The sequence below is a fragment of the Flavobacterium aquaticum genome (assembly GCF_003259835.1).
Taxonomy (GTDB): Bacteria; Bacteroidota; Bacteroidia; order Flavobacteriales; family Flavobacteriaceae; genus Flavobacterium; species Flavobacterium aquaticum.
The window spans coordinates 21101-39877 of the sequence record NZ_QLMI01000004.1; the positions used below are offsets into that span (position 1 = coordinate 21101).

General features: G+C 31.3%; 14 protein-coding genes. 7 read left to right on the top strand and 7 right to left on the bottom strand.

Annotation, left to right across the window (positions count from 1 at the left end):
* Positions 1–16 precede the first annotated feature (16 nt).
* Positions 17–3028 (bottom strand): tetratricopeptide repeat protein, encoded by a 3012-nt coding sequence (locus B0I03_RS06915; RefSeq protein ID WP_111566729.1) that lies wholly within the window; start codon positions 3026–3028, stop codon positions 17–19.
* A gap of 188 nt (positions 3029–3216) precedes the next feature.
* On the opposite strand from B0I03_RS06915, the gene B0I03_RS06920 reads away from it, so the two are divergent.
* The 3 genes from B0I03_RS06920 to B0I03_RS06930 are packed head-to-tail and all read left to right on the top strand — an operon-like array spanning position 3217 to position 5942.
* Positions 3217–3900 (top strand): cell division ATP-binding protein FtsE, encoded by a 684-nt coding sequence (locus tag B0I03_RS06920; RefSeq protein WP_111566730.1) that lies wholly within the window; start codon positions 3217–3219, stop codon positions 3898–3900.
* Positions 3901–4788, top strand: coding sequence for a glycosyltransferase family 2 protein (locus B0I03_RS06925; RefSeq protein ID WP_111566731.1), 888 nt, complete (start codon positions 3901–3903; stop codon positions 4786–4788). It begins immediately after the preceding gene.
* Positions 4785–5942, top strand: a complete 1158-nt coding sequence (locus B0I03_RS06930; protein ID WP_111566732.1) for a glycosyltransferase family 4 protein — start codon at positions 4785–4787, stop codon at positions 5940–5942. Before B0I03_RS06925 ends, B0I03_RS06930 begins: the two co-directional genes overlap by 4 nt.
* On the opposite strand, the gene B0I03_RS06935 is transcribed toward B0I03_RS06930, so the two are convergent.
* Together B0I03_RS06935 and B0I03_RS06940 are read right to left on the bottom strand one after the other, a co-directional pair.
* Positions 5922–6317 (bottom strand): sugar 3,4-ketoisomerase, encoded by a 396-nt coding sequence (locus B0I03_RS06935; protein ID WP_111566733.1) that lies wholly within the window; start codon positions 6315–6317, stop codon positions 5922–5924. The two genes, B0I03_RS06930 and B0I03_RS06935, sit on opposite strands and share 21 nt — an antisense overlap.
* The gene (locus B0I03_RS06940) at positions 6307–7377 is read right to left on the bottom strand and encodes a glycosyltransferase (protein ID WP_111566734.1); all 1071 of its coding nucleotides are present in this window, start codon (positions 7375–7377) and stop codon (positions 6307–6309) included. The genes B0I03_RS06935 and B0I03_RS06940 overlap by 11 nt, the downstream gene beginning before the upstream one ends.
* A gap of 53 nt (positions 7378–7430) precedes the next feature.
* On the opposite strand from B0I03_RS06940, the gene B0I03_RS06945 reads away from it, so the two are divergent.
* Complete coding sequence (locus tag B0I03_RS06945) at positions 7431–8306, top strand: glycosyltransferase (protein ID WP_111566735.1); 876 nt, start codon at positions 7431–7433, stop codon at positions 8304–8306.
* Here the strand turns inward: B0I03_RS06945 and B0I03_RS06950 are convergent.
* From B0I03_RS06950 to B0I03_RS06965, 4 genes are all read right to left on the bottom strand, one after another.
* Complete coding sequence (locus B0I03_RS06950; RefSeq protein ID WP_111566736.1) at positions 8303–9760, bottom strand: oligosaccharide flippase family protein; 1458 nt, start codon at positions 9758–9760, stop codon at positions 8303–8305. The two genes, B0I03_RS06945 and B0I03_RS06950, sit on opposite strands and share 4 nt — an antisense overlap.
* Before the next feature lie 21 nt (positions 9761–9781).
* Entirely contained in the window at positions 9782–10288 is a 507-nt protein-coding gene (locus B0I03_RS06955) for an acyltransferase (RefSeq protein ID WP_181452361.1), read from the bottom strand.
* 66 nt (positions 10289–10354) lie between these two features.
* Positions 10355–11455 (bottom strand): DegT/DnrJ/EryC1/StrS family aminotransferase, encoded by a 1101-nt coding sequence (locus B0I03_RS06960; RefSeq protein ID WP_111566738.1) that lies wholly within the window; start codon positions 11453–11455, stop codon positions 10355–10357.
* Positions 11452–12381 (bottom strand): GNAT family N-acetyltransferase, encoded by a 930-nt coding sequence (locus tag B0I03_RS06965; protein WP_111567013.1) that lies wholly within the window; start codon positions 12379–12381, stop codon positions 11452–11454. Before B0I03_RS06965 ends, B0I03_RS06960 begins: the two co-directional genes overlap by 4 nt.
* Positions 12382–12491: 110 nt before the next feature.
* Here B0I03_RS06965 and B0I03_RS06970 point away from each other — a divergent pair, with 110 nt between their 5' ends.
* From B0I03_RS06970 to B0I03_RS06980, 3 genes are all read left to right on the top strand, one after another.
* The gene (locus B0I03_RS06970) at positions 12492–14318 is read left to right on the top strand and encodes a gliding motility-associated C-terminal domain-containing protein (protein WP_111567014.1); all 1827 of its coding nucleotides are present in this window, start codon (positions 12492–12494) and stop codon (positions 14316–14318) included.
* Between the two features lie 98 nt (positions 14319–14416).
* On the top strand, positions 14417–17440 hold the full coding sequence (locus B0I03_RS06975; RefSeq protein WP_111566739.1) for an amidohydrolase family protein: 3024 nt from the start codon (positions 14417–14419) through the stop codon (positions 17438–17440).
* 2 nt (positions 17441–17442) lie between these two features.
* A complete protein-coding gene (locus B0I03_RS06980) occupies positions 17443–18735 on the top strand; it encodes an amidohydrolase family protein (protein ID WP_111566740.1) in 1293 nt (430 codons plus the stop codon).
* Positions 18736–18777: the final 42 nt, after the last annotated feature.

Genomic DNA, 18777 nt, shown 5'->3' on the forward strand with positions numbered 1-18777 from the left:
CAACTATCAAATTTTATTAGTTTGTGATTGATGAATTACGTTTTGCTTCTTCTCCTTTGATGAAATCCAATTCTTTTTGTGCTTCTTCGATTACATCTGTATATTCTTTGAAGTTTTCAATTACACTTTCTAAAATGTAAGTCGCTTGGAAACTATCTTTTAATCCGTAGAAGTTTTTCGCCATAATTACTAAACTCTTCGCTCCGTAATATTTATAACCTGAATAATCTTTTGCGATTTTTTGTACCACAACATTCGATGGTTCAAACTTGCCTTCTTTGTTTTTGAAATACGCATCGTAATACAAAGCTTCGGCAGCTAATTCGCCTTTAGCGATTTTTTGCAATTTAGCATACGCTTCTTTCGCTTTAGCTTCATCATTCGTTTTGATAGCCGAACGCGCTACGATAATTTGAGCATCACTTTTAATTCTGTCGTCGATTTTGTCGTTTTTCAACACTTTATCGGCATAGATAACGGCATTAGTAAAATCTTGTTTTTCGTAATACGATTTCATTAAATTAGATTGTGCATAAGTAATGTTTTGTGGAAAATCTGCTTCGGTTTCCAAACGTTTTAAAACAGGAATAGCACTATCATAATTTTTAGCTTTTAAATGCACTTGACACAAACGAGCTAAAGCTTGCTCTGTAAATTCGTTTCTTGGTTTTGAAACTACAAACTCATAATGTTTCACTGAATTTGCTTCTAAATTATCCGCAAAATACAATTGTGCTAAATAGAAATTCGCTTTTAAAGCATGAATTCCGTTTGGAAATTTGCTTACATAACTTGAGAATCCTGAAATCGCTTGTTTGTTATTGTTTTGCAAATATTGTTTTTCGGCAGATTCGTAAGTATCATTATCTAAATCAGCATCCGAAACTTCTACAAACGATAAAGTTTTTACCCAAGCTGCATATTCATCTACTTGACCTTTATCAACATAAATTAATCGTGCAGTTGAAACGGCTTCAATAGATTCTGGTGAATTTGGATATTCAGCTACTACTTTTTTGAACTTAGTAATTGCTAAATCTTCTTTGTTTCCGTTGTAATAAATTAATCCTTGTTTTAAAATCGCTTTTGCTACATACGAACTCGATTTGTATCCGTTGATTAATCTATCGTAAGTTGCAATTCCTTTATCGTTTTGGTTTTGATTTACGTAAGTATTTCCTAATTCATACAAAGCATCATCCGCATATTGCGAATTTGGAAACGTTTTTGAGAATTTCTCTAAATCTTCAATTTTACGATCAGGTTTGCTTACAAATCCATAGCTGATTCCTTTTTGGAACGCTGCATAATCCGCATCAACACTTTTCATATCGATAGCTTTGTTGTACGCATCCATAGCTGGCCAATATTTTGCTGCCATGAAATTACAATCTCCTAATCTCAAATACGCATCTGTCAAGCGAACTCTATCATCTTTAGCTGATTTTGTATAAGTGTCAAAATATTGAATCGCATTTTCATATTCTTTCAACTTGAAATACGAATACGCTAAGTTGTAATTGGCATTAGCAAACTCAGGCGTATTTGAAGCTTCAGCCGAATTTAAAAACTGTTTGAAACTCAATTTTGCTTCTTCAAATTGGTCTAAATTATATTCGGTTTCTGCTTTCCAAAAAGTTGCTCTTGCGGTGAATTTTGCATCTTTATTTTCGGCTAACGATTTTTTAAATAAGGCATAAGCCCCTTTGTAATCGCCATCGGTATACAATTCTAAACCTCTGTAAAACGTTACTTTTTGATACGCTAATTTGTTTTCTGGAGATTTATTTTTTTCCAATAAAACCAAAGCTTCTTTATAGTTTTTTGAAGTGATATACGAACTAATCAACAGCGTATTGATTTCCGACTTGTAAGGTGTATTAGGATATTTCGCCATGTAATCATTCATTACTTCTGGAACCGATTTGTATGGATTTCCGATTTCATAACTCAATTTCGCATAATTCAAATAGGCATCTTCTTGAATTTTCAAATCAAATTCCATTTCAGAAGCCGTTTTGAAAGCATTTAACGCTTGTTGCTTTTTATCGGTTTTTAAATAACTTTCTGCTAAATGATAATACGCATTTTGGGCAACACCATCATTTCCACCAATGATTTTATTGAATTGAGAAATGGCGTTTTCGTAATCTTTTTGTTGGTAATAGGTGTAACCTAATTGGTAGAAATCCGTGTTATTCCATTTTCCTTTTTTACCGTTATACGCTAGTAAATAAGGAAGCGCTTTGTCGTATTGTTTTAGGTTGAAATAACTTTCTCCAATGATTTTTGACAATTCACTTTTCTCTTCACCTTTTGATTTTGGCATTTGTTCTAAACCTAAATCGATTGCTTTTTGGAAATTCCCAAGCTTGAAATTCATATCCGCTTGGAAATACCCCATTTTCTCTTTGTATTTTTCTTGGTCAGAAACTTGATCAAAATATTGATTCGCGCTTTTGTAATCATCGGTTTCATAAGACATATAACCTAAATAGTACTTTGCCTGACTTCCAAAAGTCTTCGAATTTACTACTTGATTGAAATATTTCGTAGCTTCTTTTGTGTTTTTAGCTGTGAAATAAGCATATCCTTTTTGGAAATTATATTTTTCTCTATCGGCTTGCGACATATTATTTGAATCCGCTTTATCGAACCATTCTAATGATTTTGGATAATTTCCTTGATCAAAATAGTAATGTGCAACCTCAATATAGGCTTGATTTGTTTTCGTACTCGTTGGATAATCTTCTACAAAACTTTCAACCAAAACATCAGCTCCCATTTGATCCAAACGAATCGCGCAATTAGCAATATAGTAAGCGCAATCCGATTCTACTTCCATATTATCGGTTTTCGATTTTACCTTGTCGAATAGAATTTGGGCTGCTTGATATTGTTTGTCTTTGTACAATTCTACCGCGCGATTAAACTCGGTTAATTCGTGCGTGTAAACAGAAGATTGTTGGGCAAAAAGTGTTCCCGAAAAGAACACCACTAAAAAAGAAAGTTTTAAATACTTTATCATGTGATTCGTTATTTATAAGTTCCAAATATAAGGCTTATTGTAAGTATTAACGAAGGTTCTTAACATATTATTGTACAATTTTTGAACATAGTTTTTAACCAAACACAATAATTTTAATCGAAATTGGTTTAAAATTTTGATACAGAAGCATAAGTTATTACTTTTACATTTTAAAATCCAATTTATATATGTCGCAATCAGTTCTATCCTTAAAAAATGTAACCATTTATCAAGATAAAAATCCAGTTTTAACCGATGTAAATATCGAAGTAAAACATGGCGAATTTCTTTATTTGATTGGTAGAACAGGTTCGGGGAAAAGTAGTTTTTTAAAAACACTTTATGCTGATTTGGCTTTGACTGATGGCGAAGGAAGTATTGTCGATTACGACTTAACTACTTTAAAAGAAAGCGACATTCCTTATTTGAGAAGAAAATTAGGAGTTGTTTTTCAAGATTTCAAATTACTTTCAGACCGAAGCGTAAAAGAAAATCTTCTATTCGTTCTTAAAGCAACTGGCTGGACAGAAAAAGAAGAAATGGACGTTAAAATTGAAGAAGTTTTAGATAAAGTTGGAATGAAAGGTTTTGCTTCAAAAATGCCACATCAACTTTCTGGCGGAGAACAACAACGTGTTGGGATTGCAAGAGCCTTATTAAACGACCCAGAAATCATTTTAGCAGACGAACCAACAGGAAACCTTGACCCACAAACAAGTGTTGAAGTTATGGAAGTACTAAGAAAAATTAACGCAAACGGAAAAACCATTTTAATGGCGACTCACGATTATGCATTAGTTTTAAAATACCCTTCAAAAACACTAAAATTTGAAGGCGGAAAAATGTTTGAAGTAGTTCAAAGAACGGTGTAAATGTTATCGGTTTTAATAACGATATACCATTACAATCTTTTGCCTTTAGTAAAAGAAATTCATCAACAATGTCTTGATTTAGGTATCGATTTTGAAATTTTAACGCAAGACGATGCTTCCCATTCGATTTATAATGTTGAGAACGAAAAAATAAATTCACTTTCTAATTGTAGCTATGTTTCTCTTGAAAAAAACGTAGGCTATCGTGAAAACAAAAACATTTTAGTTAGCCAATCGAAATATGAAAATTTATTGATTTTAGATGGTGATTGTGTTTTGCCTTTTCCAAATTTCATAAAAAATTACATTGATCAAATTCCTGATTATGAAGTAGTTTATGGAGGAAGAATTCATGCTGAAAAAGCTCCTTCAAAACAACAATTACTTCGCTGGAAATATGGCAAATTCATGGAAGACCAAACAGTCGACCAGAGAAATAAAAATGAGTATCGAGCGACTTTGTTCAATAATACTTTGATAAAAAAATCGGTTTTTAATCGCATTAAATTTGATAGTTCTTTTAAAAAATATGGTCACGATGACACGCTTTTTTCTTTTGAACTTCAAAAAATGAATGCTAAAGTTAAACACATCAACAACCCTGTTCAGCATGATGATATTGACTCGAATTCTGTTTATGTTGAAAAAACAAAAAACTCGTTAGACAATTTATACTCACTTTATAAAAAACAACTTATTACAAAAGAATACAGCAAAATGGTAAGCTTAGTTTCTAAGTTAGATACTTTTAAAATCACGTATTTGTTAGCGGTTTTGTATTCGGTTTTTGGGAAATTTATTGAGAATCAACTTAAAGGAAATAATCCGTCTTTGTTTGTTTTTAATGTGTTTCGATTAACTTATTTTAGTAAAATTTACATTGGATGAAAATACTGATTATCAATAATTTTAATAGTGAAAATCGACTTGGAGGAGTTGAACACTATTTGCATGAATTGATTCAGTATGCCGAAAAAAATAATTCTATCTTCACTTTTAAATGGTTTGGAAAGGATAAAATAAAAACCAATTGGGTTGAGAAATTCTACCACAAAACCATTACGCAAGAAATTATTCAAGAAATAGAAAGTTTTCAACCTGATGTAATTCACTGTTTTAGTATTGGCGCACCTGTAACGCCGCATTTCATGGAATTTGCTGAATCTAAAGGAATTCCTATTGTGTTTTCTTTTCGCGATTATTATTACATCTGCCCGAAAAACTATATGCTGAATGATAAAAACGAAGTACTTCATAAACATGAAAGTGCTATAGAATGCATATTACATCATCAACCAAAACGAAATATTTTATTTGATACTTTGCTGTATTTAAAACAATCGCATCATAAAAGTATTATCAAAAAACATATTGATTATTTTTTAACGCCATCAGAAAATTTAACGCAATTTATTTCAAACCATTTTAAAAAAGAAGGAAAAACATTAGCAAATCCAATACTTATCAAACAAAACAAAAATTCTAATTCAGAAGGAAATTATATTTTGTTTGTTGGACGATTGGTTCCTGAAAAAGGGATTTTGACTTTATTAAAAGCATTTCAGAACATTTCCAAACAATTTCCAAACGAAAAATTATGGATTGTTGGCGATGGAAATCAAATAGTAGAACTTCAGAATTTTACAGAAAATAATAATCTACAAAACGTTTTATTTTTAGGAAACAAATCCCGTGAAGAATTACAAGAAATTTATGCTAACTGCAAATTTTCAGTAGTACCGAGTGAATATTTAGAAGCGTACGGCAATGTGATTTTAGAAAGTTTCGCTTTTGGAAAAACGGTAATTACAAGTGATTTAGTTGGAATTAAAAATGAAATTGAGCAAAATAATGTTGGGCTAACGTATTCCTTCAAAAATCAGAAAGCATTGGAAGAAAAAATGATGGAACTTCTTTCAAATTCAGGTTTAAAAAGCGAATTAGAAATCAACATCCCTAAGTATTTAGCAACCAAAACATTTGCAAAACATTTTGAAGATTTAGTAACTATTTACGAAGATTTACTTAGAGGAAATGGCTAAAAACTCATTAAAATCTCTAATATAATCTGCCTCTGAAAACACATCAGAAGCCACCACTAAACAAACAGCTCCTGAAGAAAAGTTTTTCAGTTCGCGCCAAATTCCATTGGTAATTAACAAGCCTTCAAAAGGTTTATTCAAAGTAACTGATTTTTCAACTTTTCCATCATTTATAATTACATCAAAACTACCTGATAATGCTATCAAAAACTCTTGTTGTTCTTTATGCGAATGACCACCGCGCTCTGCTCCTGCCGGAACATCGTACAAATAATAAACACGCTTAATTTCAAACGGCAAAACTTCCTTTTCGATAACGGATAAATTACCTCTTGGATCTTCTATTTTTGGTATTTTTATGATATTAATTTTCATTTTTTAAAATTTGTAACCACTGATTAACAATTACGCTTGAATGAAATTTTGCTACACTTGAAACCGCATTATTCTTACAATCTTGATATAAAATTTCGTCTTCTACAAATATATCTAATTTGCGAGTTAATTCATCAAAATTTTGGTTTTCTACTAAGATTCCATTGCTATTATTATGGATTAATTCTCTTGGACCATATTCGCAATCAAATGAAATTACTGGAACTCCTAAACTTAAAGCCTCTAAAATAACCATTGAAAACCCTTCATACTGACTTGATAAAACCAAAAACTTTGCTTTTGAAATATAATCATAAACATTTTCTTTGAAACCTAAAAGATGAACAACAGTTTGTAAATTGAAATCGCAAATCTTTTTTTCTAAATTGGCTTGTTCTTCTCCTGTTCCTAAAATTACCAAATGGATATTTTTTTCAGGCAAATGAGACTTGGAATAACTCTCAATTAATTTATCAAATTGTTTTAGTTTAACTAATCTTCCAACGGCAATTACATATTTGAAAGGCAAAATTTCAGAATTGGAAGGTGTTTTAAAATCAAATGAATTCGGAATTACTTCAATTGCGCTGTTTTTAAACTCAATTTCTATCTTTTGTTTAACACCGTTTGAAACGGCAACAACTTTATACGCTTTTTGAAGTATTAGTTTCGCAATCCATTTATTTTCAGTTAAATAATTCTCCAATTTACTACTATGAATGGTGTAAATCGTTTTGACATTTTGATAAATAAAATGCAGAAATACCCATTCCATCTTTGGATTAATGCGATGACGAAAATCGATTACATAATCAAATTTTTCCTTTTTTAGATAGTTTTTGAGTTTAAAGTATTTAATAAATTTCGAATACTTTCCAAACGAAACTAATTGTCCTGCAAATTCAAATTCAATTTTGTCTTCTAAAACTATTGTATGAACTTCAATTCCTTCATCGTGAAGCATTTTTGTTGTTGTTCCAAAAACGCGTTCTAAACCACCTTCAGCCAATTTATAACCAATTACGGCTACTTTTAGTTGTTTTTTTGAGTGGTTTGTCATTTCGATTCGATTAGTTTCTTAATTTAGCATAAAAATAGATTTAAAAACCCAATATGCAAAATTTTCCGCTAGTTAGTGTTATTTGTTTATCGTATAATCACGAAGCTTACGTAGTGGAAGCCTTAAATTCTGTAATTAATCAAACCTATTCAAATATTGAATTGTTAATTGCTGATGATTGTAGTTCAGATCATTCGGTTGGAGTAATTCAAGATTGGTTGCAACATCATCCAAATGTCTATTTTTCGGCTAACGAAAAGAATTTAGGCAACACAAAAACCTTCAATCAATTAGCAAAAAAAGCAAAAGGCGAATTCATTATCGATTTAGCAGCTGATGATGTTTTATTACCTAATTGCATTGAAAAACAAGTAACAACTTTCCAAAATTCAAAGTATGAAAACTTAGGAATTGTTTACGGAAACTTAATAGAAATTGATGAAAACGGTAATTTCATACGAAATTATTATACCGAAGAAGATCATCCAGAAAGTGGAAATATTTACAAAATGGTGATTGGTAGAACAACCAAAATTTGCTCCGTTTCTTCTATGGTTAAAAAATCGATTTTTGAAAAATTAGGATATTACGATGAAAATTTGGCTTACGAAGATTTAGATTTGTGGGTAAGAGCATCAAGAGTTTATGAATTTGAATATATTGACGCTTTTTTAGTTAAAAAAAGAGAACTTTCTACTTCATTAAGTGCTTTTTTTACACAACGAAACAATAAAAAAACAAAGCGTTTACATGAATCTTCACTTACTATTTTAAAAAAAGCCTATTGTTTAAACCAAACCAAAGACGAGTATAAAGCTTTGTTAGGAAGAATTCAGTTTGAGTTTTATAAGTTTCTAAAATCGAGAAACTATTTGTTACTATTTCAATTACTTTTTTTAGGTTTAAAAACGAAATATAAATCCGTTTAATCTGTCTTTTTAAGATTATTTTTAAATTTAAAAATCGAAAATAGTATTGAGATAAAAAACGCACCTAAAACTATTGGGTTTTCATAAGACATTTCAAACCAAATTAATGAAATTAAAGCTGTCATTCCCAAGAAAATTGAAAATATAATTACTTGTATCGTTTCGCTTGAAAATTGAAATTGATAGTTTTTGTAAACTGTGAAAAAATTATATCCGAGAGAACCTAAAAACATCGCGCTAAAAGCAATTCCTAATCCAATTAATCCAAAATAATACGTTAATATAACCGAAGTTAATACATTTATCAAATCGCTTACAAGATTTTGTTTAAAAAACAACTTTCGGTTACCTTTAACTAATGAAATAAATCCTATTGGCCAAGCAATAGTTTTTAAAATCAACCCAAATAAAGCTATTTTTAAGACCAATAAAACATCTAGAAATTCTGTCGAATATAAAAGAGTAATTATTTGTGGCGCAAACAAATACATTCCTAAAACTAAGGGAACAACAAGAAAAAGAGCAAATTGTGTTTGTTGATTGATGTATTTTTCAAAAGTAGATTTATCATTTTCGAGATTACATAATTGCGGGTAAAAATCATTAGACATTACAACAAAAATTAAACTCAAATAACCAATTAAAATAGTTTGACTAACCTGAAAAATTCCTAAAGCTTCTAGAGATAAAAAATCCATCAAAAAAAGACGAATTACATAATAGGCAATTTGATTTATTAAAGCGCCCATTGATAAAATTAAACCTAATTTTACCATTGGTAATCCTTCAAAAAAAACTTGTCTTAATGAAATTGATATTAAACTTACGTCGATATTAATCGTATAAAAATAAATTATTACATAAGAAAAAACTGTTGAAAACAAGATCGATATTGCAATTCCATCAATTCCAAAAAAAGAATAGCAAAATAGCGCTGAAATCATCTGAATAATAGCACTCCAAACTTGAATCACTACCATTTTTTTTATTTCTCTTTTACCTTGTAGGATAGCAATTTTAGCCGAAAACAAAGAGAAAAACAAAAAATAAATAAACAATAAGAAAAACCAAATAAAGGAAGCTCCTTCGGGATAAAAATTTGTAAAGAAAAAATATGAAGTGATTGCAAATACTATTCCTCCAAAAATTCCTGAAAAAATTGACCAATAAAGAATAATCTTAATTTTTCGATTTTCATCACTCAAATCCGTATCTGATTCATTTGTTGCTAATGCAATTTCACGAACGCTACTTGCTGGAATTCCAAAATTGACAAAACCGTATAAAACACTTAATAAATTTTCAACCAAACCAATAATTCCAATACCAATGGTTCCTAAATACAATGCTGCTACTTTATTAACAATAACTTTTGCAACAATTTTTACAAGATGAGAAACACCAAAAATTCCGGTGCTTTTTAAAATGGAAAAGTGAAAATTTTTATCTTGCATACGAATAACTTGGTAAGTTACTTAATTCAACTCTCGAATTACTTTTGCTGGATTACCAACTGCTACAGAATTTGAAGGAATTGATTTTGTTACCAAACTACCATTTCCTACAACAGCATTATCACCAATTGAAACGCCTTTTAAAATAGTTACATTATCGCCAATAAAAACATTATTTCCTATTCGAATGGGTGCCGCATTTGGAATTCCAGATTTACGTTTATCATTGGCTAAATCATGTCCGTCATTATCTAAAAAAGAACAATTAACACCAACTAAAACATCATTTCCAAATTCAATTTTAACATTTGCTTCAATTCTACAATTATTATTAAAATAGTTATTCTTCCCAAAGATAATTTCAGAATCTGTATTCCTTGCTTCAATGTAACAATAGGAAGAATAAAACATTGGCGATTCTTTATATCCAAATTTACAGTTTGAATCAAAAAACAATTTTCCTTTACCATTTAAAAGTAACGGTTGATTTGCTATTGGCTTTCCTGTAACATTTTGACATTCTGACAAAAAGCTATATTTCAAAACCCTTAATTTAACAAAAAGAATATTTTTTATGCTACTTTTCAAACTCATTTAAAACTTATTTAAAATGGTTATAATATGCTGGATTTCGGAAGCTTTTAAACCCGAATTCAACGGAATACTCAAAACCTCATCATGAATTTTCTCAGTAATTGGAAACGACAATTGATTCCAATTCGTTAAGGCTTTTTGTTTGTGAGGTGGAATTGGATAATGAATCATGGTATCAATTCCGTTTTCTTTCAAATAATTTTGTAATGCTAATCGGTTGGAAGTTCTAATGACAAATAAATGAAACACGTGGTTTTGAGAAAAATCCCATGTTGGCATGATGATTTTATCATTTTTAATTTCCGAAAGATAGCGTTTTGCCATACTTCTTCTGAACTCGTTTTCCGAATCTAATTGTTTTAATTTAATACTTAAAAAAGCCGCTTGTAATTCATCTAATCTCGAGTTTACACCAATAATTTCATTTTCATATTTTACTTTCGAACCATAATTTCGCATCGAAAACAAAACACTTGCTAACTCATCATCATTCGTTGTAATAGCACCTGCATCGCCTAAAGCTCCAAGATTTTTTCCTGGATAAAAACTAAACGCTGCAGCGTGACTTAAATTTCCTGCTGTTTCATTTTCTGAAAACTGACTTCCATGCGCTTGCGCGGCATCTTCAATAACTAATAAATTATGCTTTTGTGCGATTTCATTTATCGCTTTCATTTCACACAATTGACCATAAAGATGAACAGGTAAAATAGCTTTGGTTTTAGGAGTGATTTTAGCTTCAATAGCTTCTGGATTAATATTGAAAGTTTCTAACCTTGGCTCTACTAAAACCGGGACTAAATCGGCTTGTAAAACTGCTAAAATACTAGCGATATAGGTATTTGCTGGAACGATTACTTCATCTCCTTTTTGTAATTTTCCTAAATGAATGTAAGCTTTAAAAACCAACACTAAAGCATCTAAACCATTACCAACACCTATACAATGCTTTGTGCCGCAATAAGTAGCAAAATCAGTTTCAAATTGCTTGACTTCGTTACCTAAAATATACCAACCACCTTCTAGGAGTTGCTTCATTTTTTTCTGAAAAGCAACTTCAAAAGGTTGATTTAGTTTTCTTAAATTTAGGAAATGGATCATAACTTTATACAATAAAAATCATTAGTAAACACATCACATCCTAACTCGATTTTTTGATTTAAAAGCCCTTCATTATTGCTAACTGTTCCCATATCAAAATACAAATACCCTTCATTTTTGAACTTTTGAATAAGACTAATAAATAAAAAATCTAATGCTCTTAATTTTTCTCCGGCTTTTGTTGTTGCGCCATATTGAGATTTTATAACCTTGTTAAATTTAAAAATAGTAATTCCAGCAACAATTCCATCTTCGTGATAAGCTGAGTATTGAACAATATTAGAATTGAATTTTTCTTTCAATTGTTGGATTTCATTCAAACTATGAACCGGATTTGCATCGTACTTTTCAGATAATCTTGGAATTAAAACATCATTCCAAAACAATGATAAATCATCTTCTTCTATCATTTCTAATTTTGCCTCCGCTTTTTTGAAATGTTTGAATTTACTTTTTGAAAGTTTCCACTCATTTCTTAAATCAATTATCAAATTCATTTCCCGATTTAAAAGCTCTGCTCCAACTTCATGTAAGTAACAATCGAATTCTTGTGTATTCGATTTGTTATAAATTGTTGGAATAATTTTAATTTTTACTTCTGTAAATGATTCTTTTATTAAAAACAAAAGCAGACTATTTACCATTTTTGGCGTAAAAATAGGATTGTGATTTGTTTCAAAAACAAGCCCTCCATAAGTCAACCCTTGGTGTGAATACAAAACTGTTCCTACTCTATTAGCTGGAAAAATAGCGCGTAATTTTTGGGTTTCATCAAATAGTAACAAAGAATAATCTTCAAATCGATCTTGATGATATTCCATAAAATCACGATGAAACAAAAAAGTAGCGTTTTTGGCTTTGGCTACAAATTCATTCCACTCATCATAATTTTCAGTTGTATATTTTTGTACGTGATACTTTTTCAAAAATTGACTTTTAAAGCGGAAAATTACTAAATTTTTACGGCATCTGATTTCTTTATTCTGTTTTTTAAAAAAAATATAGTAAATTGGAACCAAATTTTCACAAAATCAACATGTTGAAAAAAATACTTAGCCTCATTTTTTTTCTAGAAATTTTAATCCCAACTTTTACCAAAGCTCAGGATATTTCATTGTTTACACAAATTAATGGTAGATACGATTTTACTTTTATTGGTAATACACTAAATCCAGACGAAAATAGTTTTCAATATCCAACTTTTTTATATACCCAATCTTCAGCAACATTAAATCTTGGACCAAACGACCGAATTGAAAGAGCATATTTGTATTGGGCAGGAAGTGGCGCAGGTGATACAGATGTAAAATTAAACGGGGTTGATATGACTCCCGACATATTAAGTACTGTAGTAGGAACTTCTAGTAATCTTATTTACTTTAGTGCATTTAAAGATATAACTAGTTTTGTACAAACAACTGGCAATGGTATTTACACGCTTTCTGAATTTGACTTAAATAGTTTGGTTACTTCTTATTACAACAATGCCACACAATTTGCTGGCTGGGCAATTTTAGTCGTATATGAAAATCCAGCGTTAACTTTAAATCAAATCAATATCTATCAAGGATTAGAAGCCTTATCTCCAAACCCTGCAGCAACTCCTCCTTTTATTGACACAATGACAATTCAACTTAACAATTTATACTTAATTAGTAATACTGGAGCAAAGATTGGATTTATAGCTTGGGAAGGTGACAGAATGATACCAGTAAATGAAAGACTTAGTTTTTCTGCAAATGGAACAACCAATGTTTTGAGCAATTCATTAAACCCAAGCAACAACGCATTTAATGGCACAAATACTGAAACAAACGCCACAAATCTTTACAATATGGATTTAGATGTTTATTCTATTGAAAATTATATTGTTCCTGGCACAACATCAGCAACGGTCTCACTTCAATCAGGACAAGATTATGTAATGCTAAATACTGTTGTTACGAAACTAAACAGTCAATTACCAGATGCTACAATTGTATTAGAAAACCCAAGTTCTACATGTAATTCTAGAGAAGTTACTCTAAATTTCACTATTTCTAATTTGAATAGTACAGAAGTTTTACAAGCCAATACTCCCATTACTTTTTATGCAGGAACCCAAGCCATTGCTACAACTTACACTCAAAATATAATTCCAATTGGTGGAAGTGAAAATGGAACTATCACTCTAACTATTCCTTCAACAATACCATTAACTTTCACTCTAATTGCAAATGTTGATGATACTGGAAATGGCACAGGAATTAGACCCGAATTAATTGAAACCAATAATTCGTTCCAAATTGAAATTGAATTGATAGTTTCTCCGGCTTTCAATGATTTAAATTCATTAATTTCTTGTAATTTAGGATTAACTCGAGGTATTTTTGATTTCTCAAGTTACTCGGAATTAGTAAAAACAAATTCAAGTCATATCGTTTCTTTTCATGAAAGTTATAATGATGCTATTCAAAACATAAATGCTATTACAAACACTTCAAACTACGAGGCAATTACAACTCCAAAAGAAATTTTCGTTCGTATAGATAACGGGTGTTTTGCTGTGACTTCGTTTTTATTATTAACCGAAAATTGTCCTCCAACGATTTATAATGCGGTTTCTCCTAATAATGATTTTTCTAACGATACCTTTTTTATTGATGGACTTCGCGATATTTTCGTAAATTTTGAATTGTTAATTTACAACCGTTGGGGCAAACATTTATGGACAGGAAACAATAACAAACCTGATTGGGATGGTTATGTTGAAGATGGCGTTGGAAGTACTCTTGCTCCTGCTGGGACTTACTATTACATTCTTTATTTAAATGATCCAAATTATTCAAAACCACTAACAGGTTACCTTTATATAAACCGATAATTTTAAGTCAACAAAAGTTAAATTTTCTTAAATCGATTTCCTACAATATTAAAATCGAAGATAATTTTTATCTTTAGCCATTACTAAACCAAAAAAACATGAGATACTTATCGTTATTGTTAGTATTCTTGCTTGCATTTACTAGTCAGGCACAAGAATACTTTCCAAAAAATGATGGCGTAAAACAGAGCTTCAAAAACTATGTTGCTATTACAAACGCCACTATTTATGTATCAGCAACGCAAAAAATTGAAAAAGCCACGCTGTTAATCAAAGAAAACAAAATTGTAGAAGTAGGAACAAACATTTCTATTCCAAAAGGCGCTACACTTGTAGACGCAACAGGAAAAACAATCTATCCATCATTCGTAGAATTGTACAGTGAATTCGGAATTAACAAGCCTACTCCAAGACCAAGTGGTAACTTCACACCACAATACGATACCAATCGTGAAGGCTATTATTGGAACGACCACATCAAACCAGAATACAATGCTTATGAAAACCTAAGTTACGATTCAAAAGCAGCAGGAAATCTAAGAGAAGCTGGTTTTGGAACTGTTTTGAGTCACCACAATGATGGCGTAATTGCAGGAACAGGATTACTTTGGACATTAAACGACTTCGGCACAAACGCTGATAGAATGATTAAAGATAAAGTATCTCAACATTTTACATTCAGTAGAAGTAAATTTACCAAACAAAGCTATCCTTCTTCTATGATGGGAAGTATGGCTTTAATTCGCCAGGTATTTCACGATGCAAAATGGTATGCACAAGGAAATGCAACTAATAAAGATTTATCTTTAGAAGCTTTCAATGCGAACAAATCTTTACTTCAAATCTTTAATGCAGGAGATAAACTAAATGCATTAAGAGCAGATAAATTAGGTGATGAATTCGGTGTAAAGTACCTAATCAAAGGAAGCGGGAATGAATTTGAACGTATCGACGAAATCAAGAAATCAGGTGCTACTTTTATTATTCCTTTGAATTTTCCAGATGCTTATGATGTTTCTGACCCATATTTAGCGCAACAAGTAAGTTTGAGCGATATGAAATTTTGGAATCAAGCACCTTTCAACTTGAAAATTTTAGCTGAGAACAATGTTTCATTCGTACTTTCAACAGCGGATTTAAAAGAAACAAAATCGTTCTTATTAAATTTAAGAAAGGCTGTTTTATATGGTTTACCAAAAGACAAAGCATTATTAGCATTAACAGAAACTCCTGCTAAATTGGTCAATCAATTTGACAAAGTAGGTTCTATTTCTAAAGGAAAATTAGCGAATTTCATTATCGTTTCAGGAGATATTTTTGAAGACAAAAGCAACATCTTAGAAAACTGGGTACAAGGAAATCGAAACATCATCGATAAAATCAATCCAACTGATATTAGAGGTACTTACGATTTAGTTTTTGACAACCATAAATTCGAATTAAAAATCGAAGGCGAAACTTCAAAATTTGAAGCAAAAGCAGTTAAAGACAGTATCAACTTTGGAACAAAAATTCAATTCAATGATCCTTGGGTGAATTTAGTAATCAAAAACCAAGACACTACAAAAGCGAATTTCGTTAGACTTTCTGGAACTTTCGTAAAAGACATGATGCAAGGAAAAGCCGTTTTAGAAAATGGAAACGAAACCTCTTGGACGGCAACTAAAAGAGCAACTGAAGTTAAAGAAGATAAAAAGAAAGACGATAAAAAAGACGAACCAAAAGTACCGTCTATGTATGTTGTAACGTATCCAAATATTTCTTTTGGAAACGATGAAAAACCAAAACAAGAAACCATTTTATTCAAAAATGTAACGGTTTGGACGGGTGAAAAAGAAGGAAATCTTAAAGAAACAGACGTTTTAATTCAAAACGGAAAAATTGCGAAAATAGGCAAAAACTTACCTTCAACTGGAGCAAAAGTTGTTGACGGAACTGGCAAACATTTAACTGCTGGAATCATTGACGAACACTCGCACATTGCTATTTCAAATGGAGTCAACGAAGGTGGTCAAAATTCATCAGCAGAAGTTACAATTGAAGATGTAGTGAATTCTGAAGATATCAACATTTACAGAAATTTAGCAGGTGGTGTTACTTCGGCTAACTTATTACATGGTTCGGCAAATCCTATTGGTGGTCGTGCAGCTTTCATCAAATTAAAATGGGGTTATTCTCCAGATGAAATGTTAGTAAAAGATGCTCCAAAATACATCAAATTTGCTTTAGGAGAAAACGTAAAACAATCGAATTGGGGTGATTTTGAAAGAAGCCGTTTCCCACAATCGCGTATGGGTGTGGAACAAGTTTATGAAGATTATTTCACCAGAGCAATCGAATACAAAAATGAGTGGGATACTTACAAATCAGGTAAAAATAAAAAAATGCCAAGATTTGATGTAGAAATGGAAGTTTTAGGCGAAATTTTAGCTAAGAAACGTTTCATCACTTGTCACTCATACGTGCAATCAGAAATCAACATGTTAATGAAATTAGCAGAGCGCTACGGATTCAAAATTCAAACGTTCACACACATTTTAGAAGGCTACAAATTAGCTGATAAGATGTCGGCTCACGGTGTTGCTGGTTCAACATTTGCGGATTGGTGGGCCTATAAATATGAAGTTAATGATGCAATTCCATACAACGCAGCTATTATGCAAAATGAAGGTGTAAAAGTTTCTATCAATTCTGATGATGCTGAAATGTCAAGACGTTTGAACCAAGAAGCAGCTAAAACGGTTAAATACGGAAATGTAACGGAAGAAGAAGCTTGGAATTTCGTAACCTTAAATCCAGCGAAAATTCTTCAAGTAGATAATAAAGTAGGAAGTATCAAAGTAGGAAAAGATGCTGATGTTGTGCTTTGGTCTGATAGTCCATTATCAATCTACACAAGAGCTGAAAAAACGTTAGTAGACGGAATTATTTTCTATGATTTAGAAAAAGAGAAAGAAGTGATGAGCGAAATTCAAAAAGAAAGAGCTGAATTAATTAACTTCATGTTAGACGCAAAAAACAAAGGAATGAAAACGCAATTACCTAAGAAAAAAGAAAATGGTCATTACCACTGTGATACTTTAGGAGAATATTGTAAAGAGTCTCACTACAAATACAACTAATCATGAAAAAATATATAGTTCTTTTATTTATTTCTTTGTTTGGGTTTGCCCAACAAACGCCAGCGCCAAAACAAAGCAAATCGATTTTAATATTAGGTGCCAAAGCGCATTTAGGAAACGGAAAAGTAATTGAAAACAGTTTGATTTCAATTATGGATGGAAAAATCGCAACCATTGGCGATGCAACAGTAATGAAACCAGCCAAACACGATATTATGATTGATGCTTCTGGAAAACATGTTTATCCAGGATTCATTGCACCAAATTCAACATTAGGTTTAGTTGAAATTGATGCGGTAAGAGCTTCGGATGACGAAAGTGAAATTGGAGAATTCAATCCACACGTGAGAAGTATTATTGCTTATAATGCAGAATCTAAATTAGTAGAAACTACGCGTCCAAACGGCGTTTTATTAGCACAAATTACACCAAGAGGCGGAAGAATTGCAGGAACTTCATCAATCGTTCAATTAGACGCTTGGAATTGGGAAGACGCTTCAATTAAAACAGATGACGGAATTCATTTAAACTGGCCAAGAAGCTACTCAAGAGCGGGTTGGTGGGCAGAACCAGGAGGAATTGAAATGAACAAAAATTACGATCCACAAGTAAAGGCAATTCAAGAATATTTTGACAATGCTTTTGCTTATTTGGGAAGTAAAAATGCGAAAAAGGATATTCCTTACGAAGCTATGAAAGGTTTACAATCGGGTGAGAAAACCTTGTATGTAAACGCAAATGGAGAGAAAGAAATTATTGATGCGGTTTTATTCAAAAAGAAAAACAACATCAAAAACATGGTAATTGTTGGTGGATATTACGCTTTCAAAGTTGCGAATTTATTAAAAGAAAACAACGTTTCGGTTTTATTAAAACGCGTTCACGATTTGCCTTTATTAGAAGATGAAGATGTGAATTTACCATACAAAAATGCTAAATTATTAGTAGATGCAGGCGTTTTAGTTGCACTACAAAATGCAGGTGATATGGAGCGTATGCAAACAAGAAACTTACCATTTTATGCCGGAACTTGTGCCGCTTGGGGATTAACAAAAGAACAAGCGTTACAATTAATCACTGGAAATTCCGCTAAAATTTTAGGAATCGATAAGCAATACGGAACGTTAGAATCTGGCAAGAGTGCTACTTTATTTATTTCTGAAGGCGATGCATTAGATATGAAAACCAATGTCATTTCATTCGCTTTTATTGATGGAAGACAAATTAGTTTAGAAAGTCACCACACCGAATTGTACCAACGTTATAAAGGAAAATTCGAACAACAAAAAAAATAAGACCAAAAGCCTTTCAGTAAGTGAGAGGCTTTTTTTGTACTT

Coding starts and splice junctions, on each gene's coding strand:
- B0I03_RS06915 (WP_111566729.1), bottom strand. CDS start 3,028: ATGATAAAGTATTTAAAACTTTCTTTTTTAGTGGTGTTCTTTTCGGGA.
- B0I03_RS06920 (WP_111566730.1), top strand. CDS start 3,217: ATGTCGCAATCAGTTCTATCCTTAAAAAATGTAACCATTTATCAAGAT.
- B0I03_RS06925 (WP_111566731.1), top strand. CDS start 3,901: ATGTTATCGGTTTTAATAACGATATACCATTACAATCTTTTGCCTTTA.
- B0I03_RS06930 (WP_111566732.1), top strand. CDS start 4,785: ATGAAAATACTGATTATCAATAATTTTAATAGTGAAAATCGACTTGGA.
- B0I03_RS06935 (WP_111566733.1), bottom strand. CDS start 6,317: ATGAAAATTAATATCATAAAAATACCAAAAATAGAAGATCCAAGAGGT.
- B0I03_RS06940 (WP_111566734.1), bottom strand. CDS start 7,377: ATGACAAACCACTCAAAAAAACAACTAAAAGTAGCCGTAATTGGTTAT.
- B0I03_RS06945 (WP_111566735.1), top strand. CDS start 7,431: ATGCAAAATTTTCCGCTAGTTAGTGTTATTTGTTTATCGTATAATCAC.
- B0I03_RS06950 (WP_111566736.1), bottom strand. CDS start 9,760: ATGCAAGATAAAAATTTTCACTTTTCCATTTTAAAAAGCACCGGAATT.
- B0I03_RS06960 (WP_111566738.1), bottom strand. CDS start 11,455: ATGATCCATTTCCTAAATTTAAGAAAACTAAATCAACCTTTTGAAGTT.
- B0I03_RS06970 (WP_111567014.1), top strand. CDS start 12,492: ATGTTGAAAAAAATACTTAGCCTCATTTTTTTTCTAGAAATTTTAATC.
- B0I03_RS06975 (WP_111566739.1), top strand. CDS start 14,417: ATGAGATACTTATCGTTATTGTTAGTATTCTTGCTTGCATTTACTAGT.
- B0I03_RS06980 (WP_111566740.1), top strand. CDS start 17,443: ATGAAAAAATATATAGTTCTTTTATTTATTTCTTTGTTTGGGTTTGCC.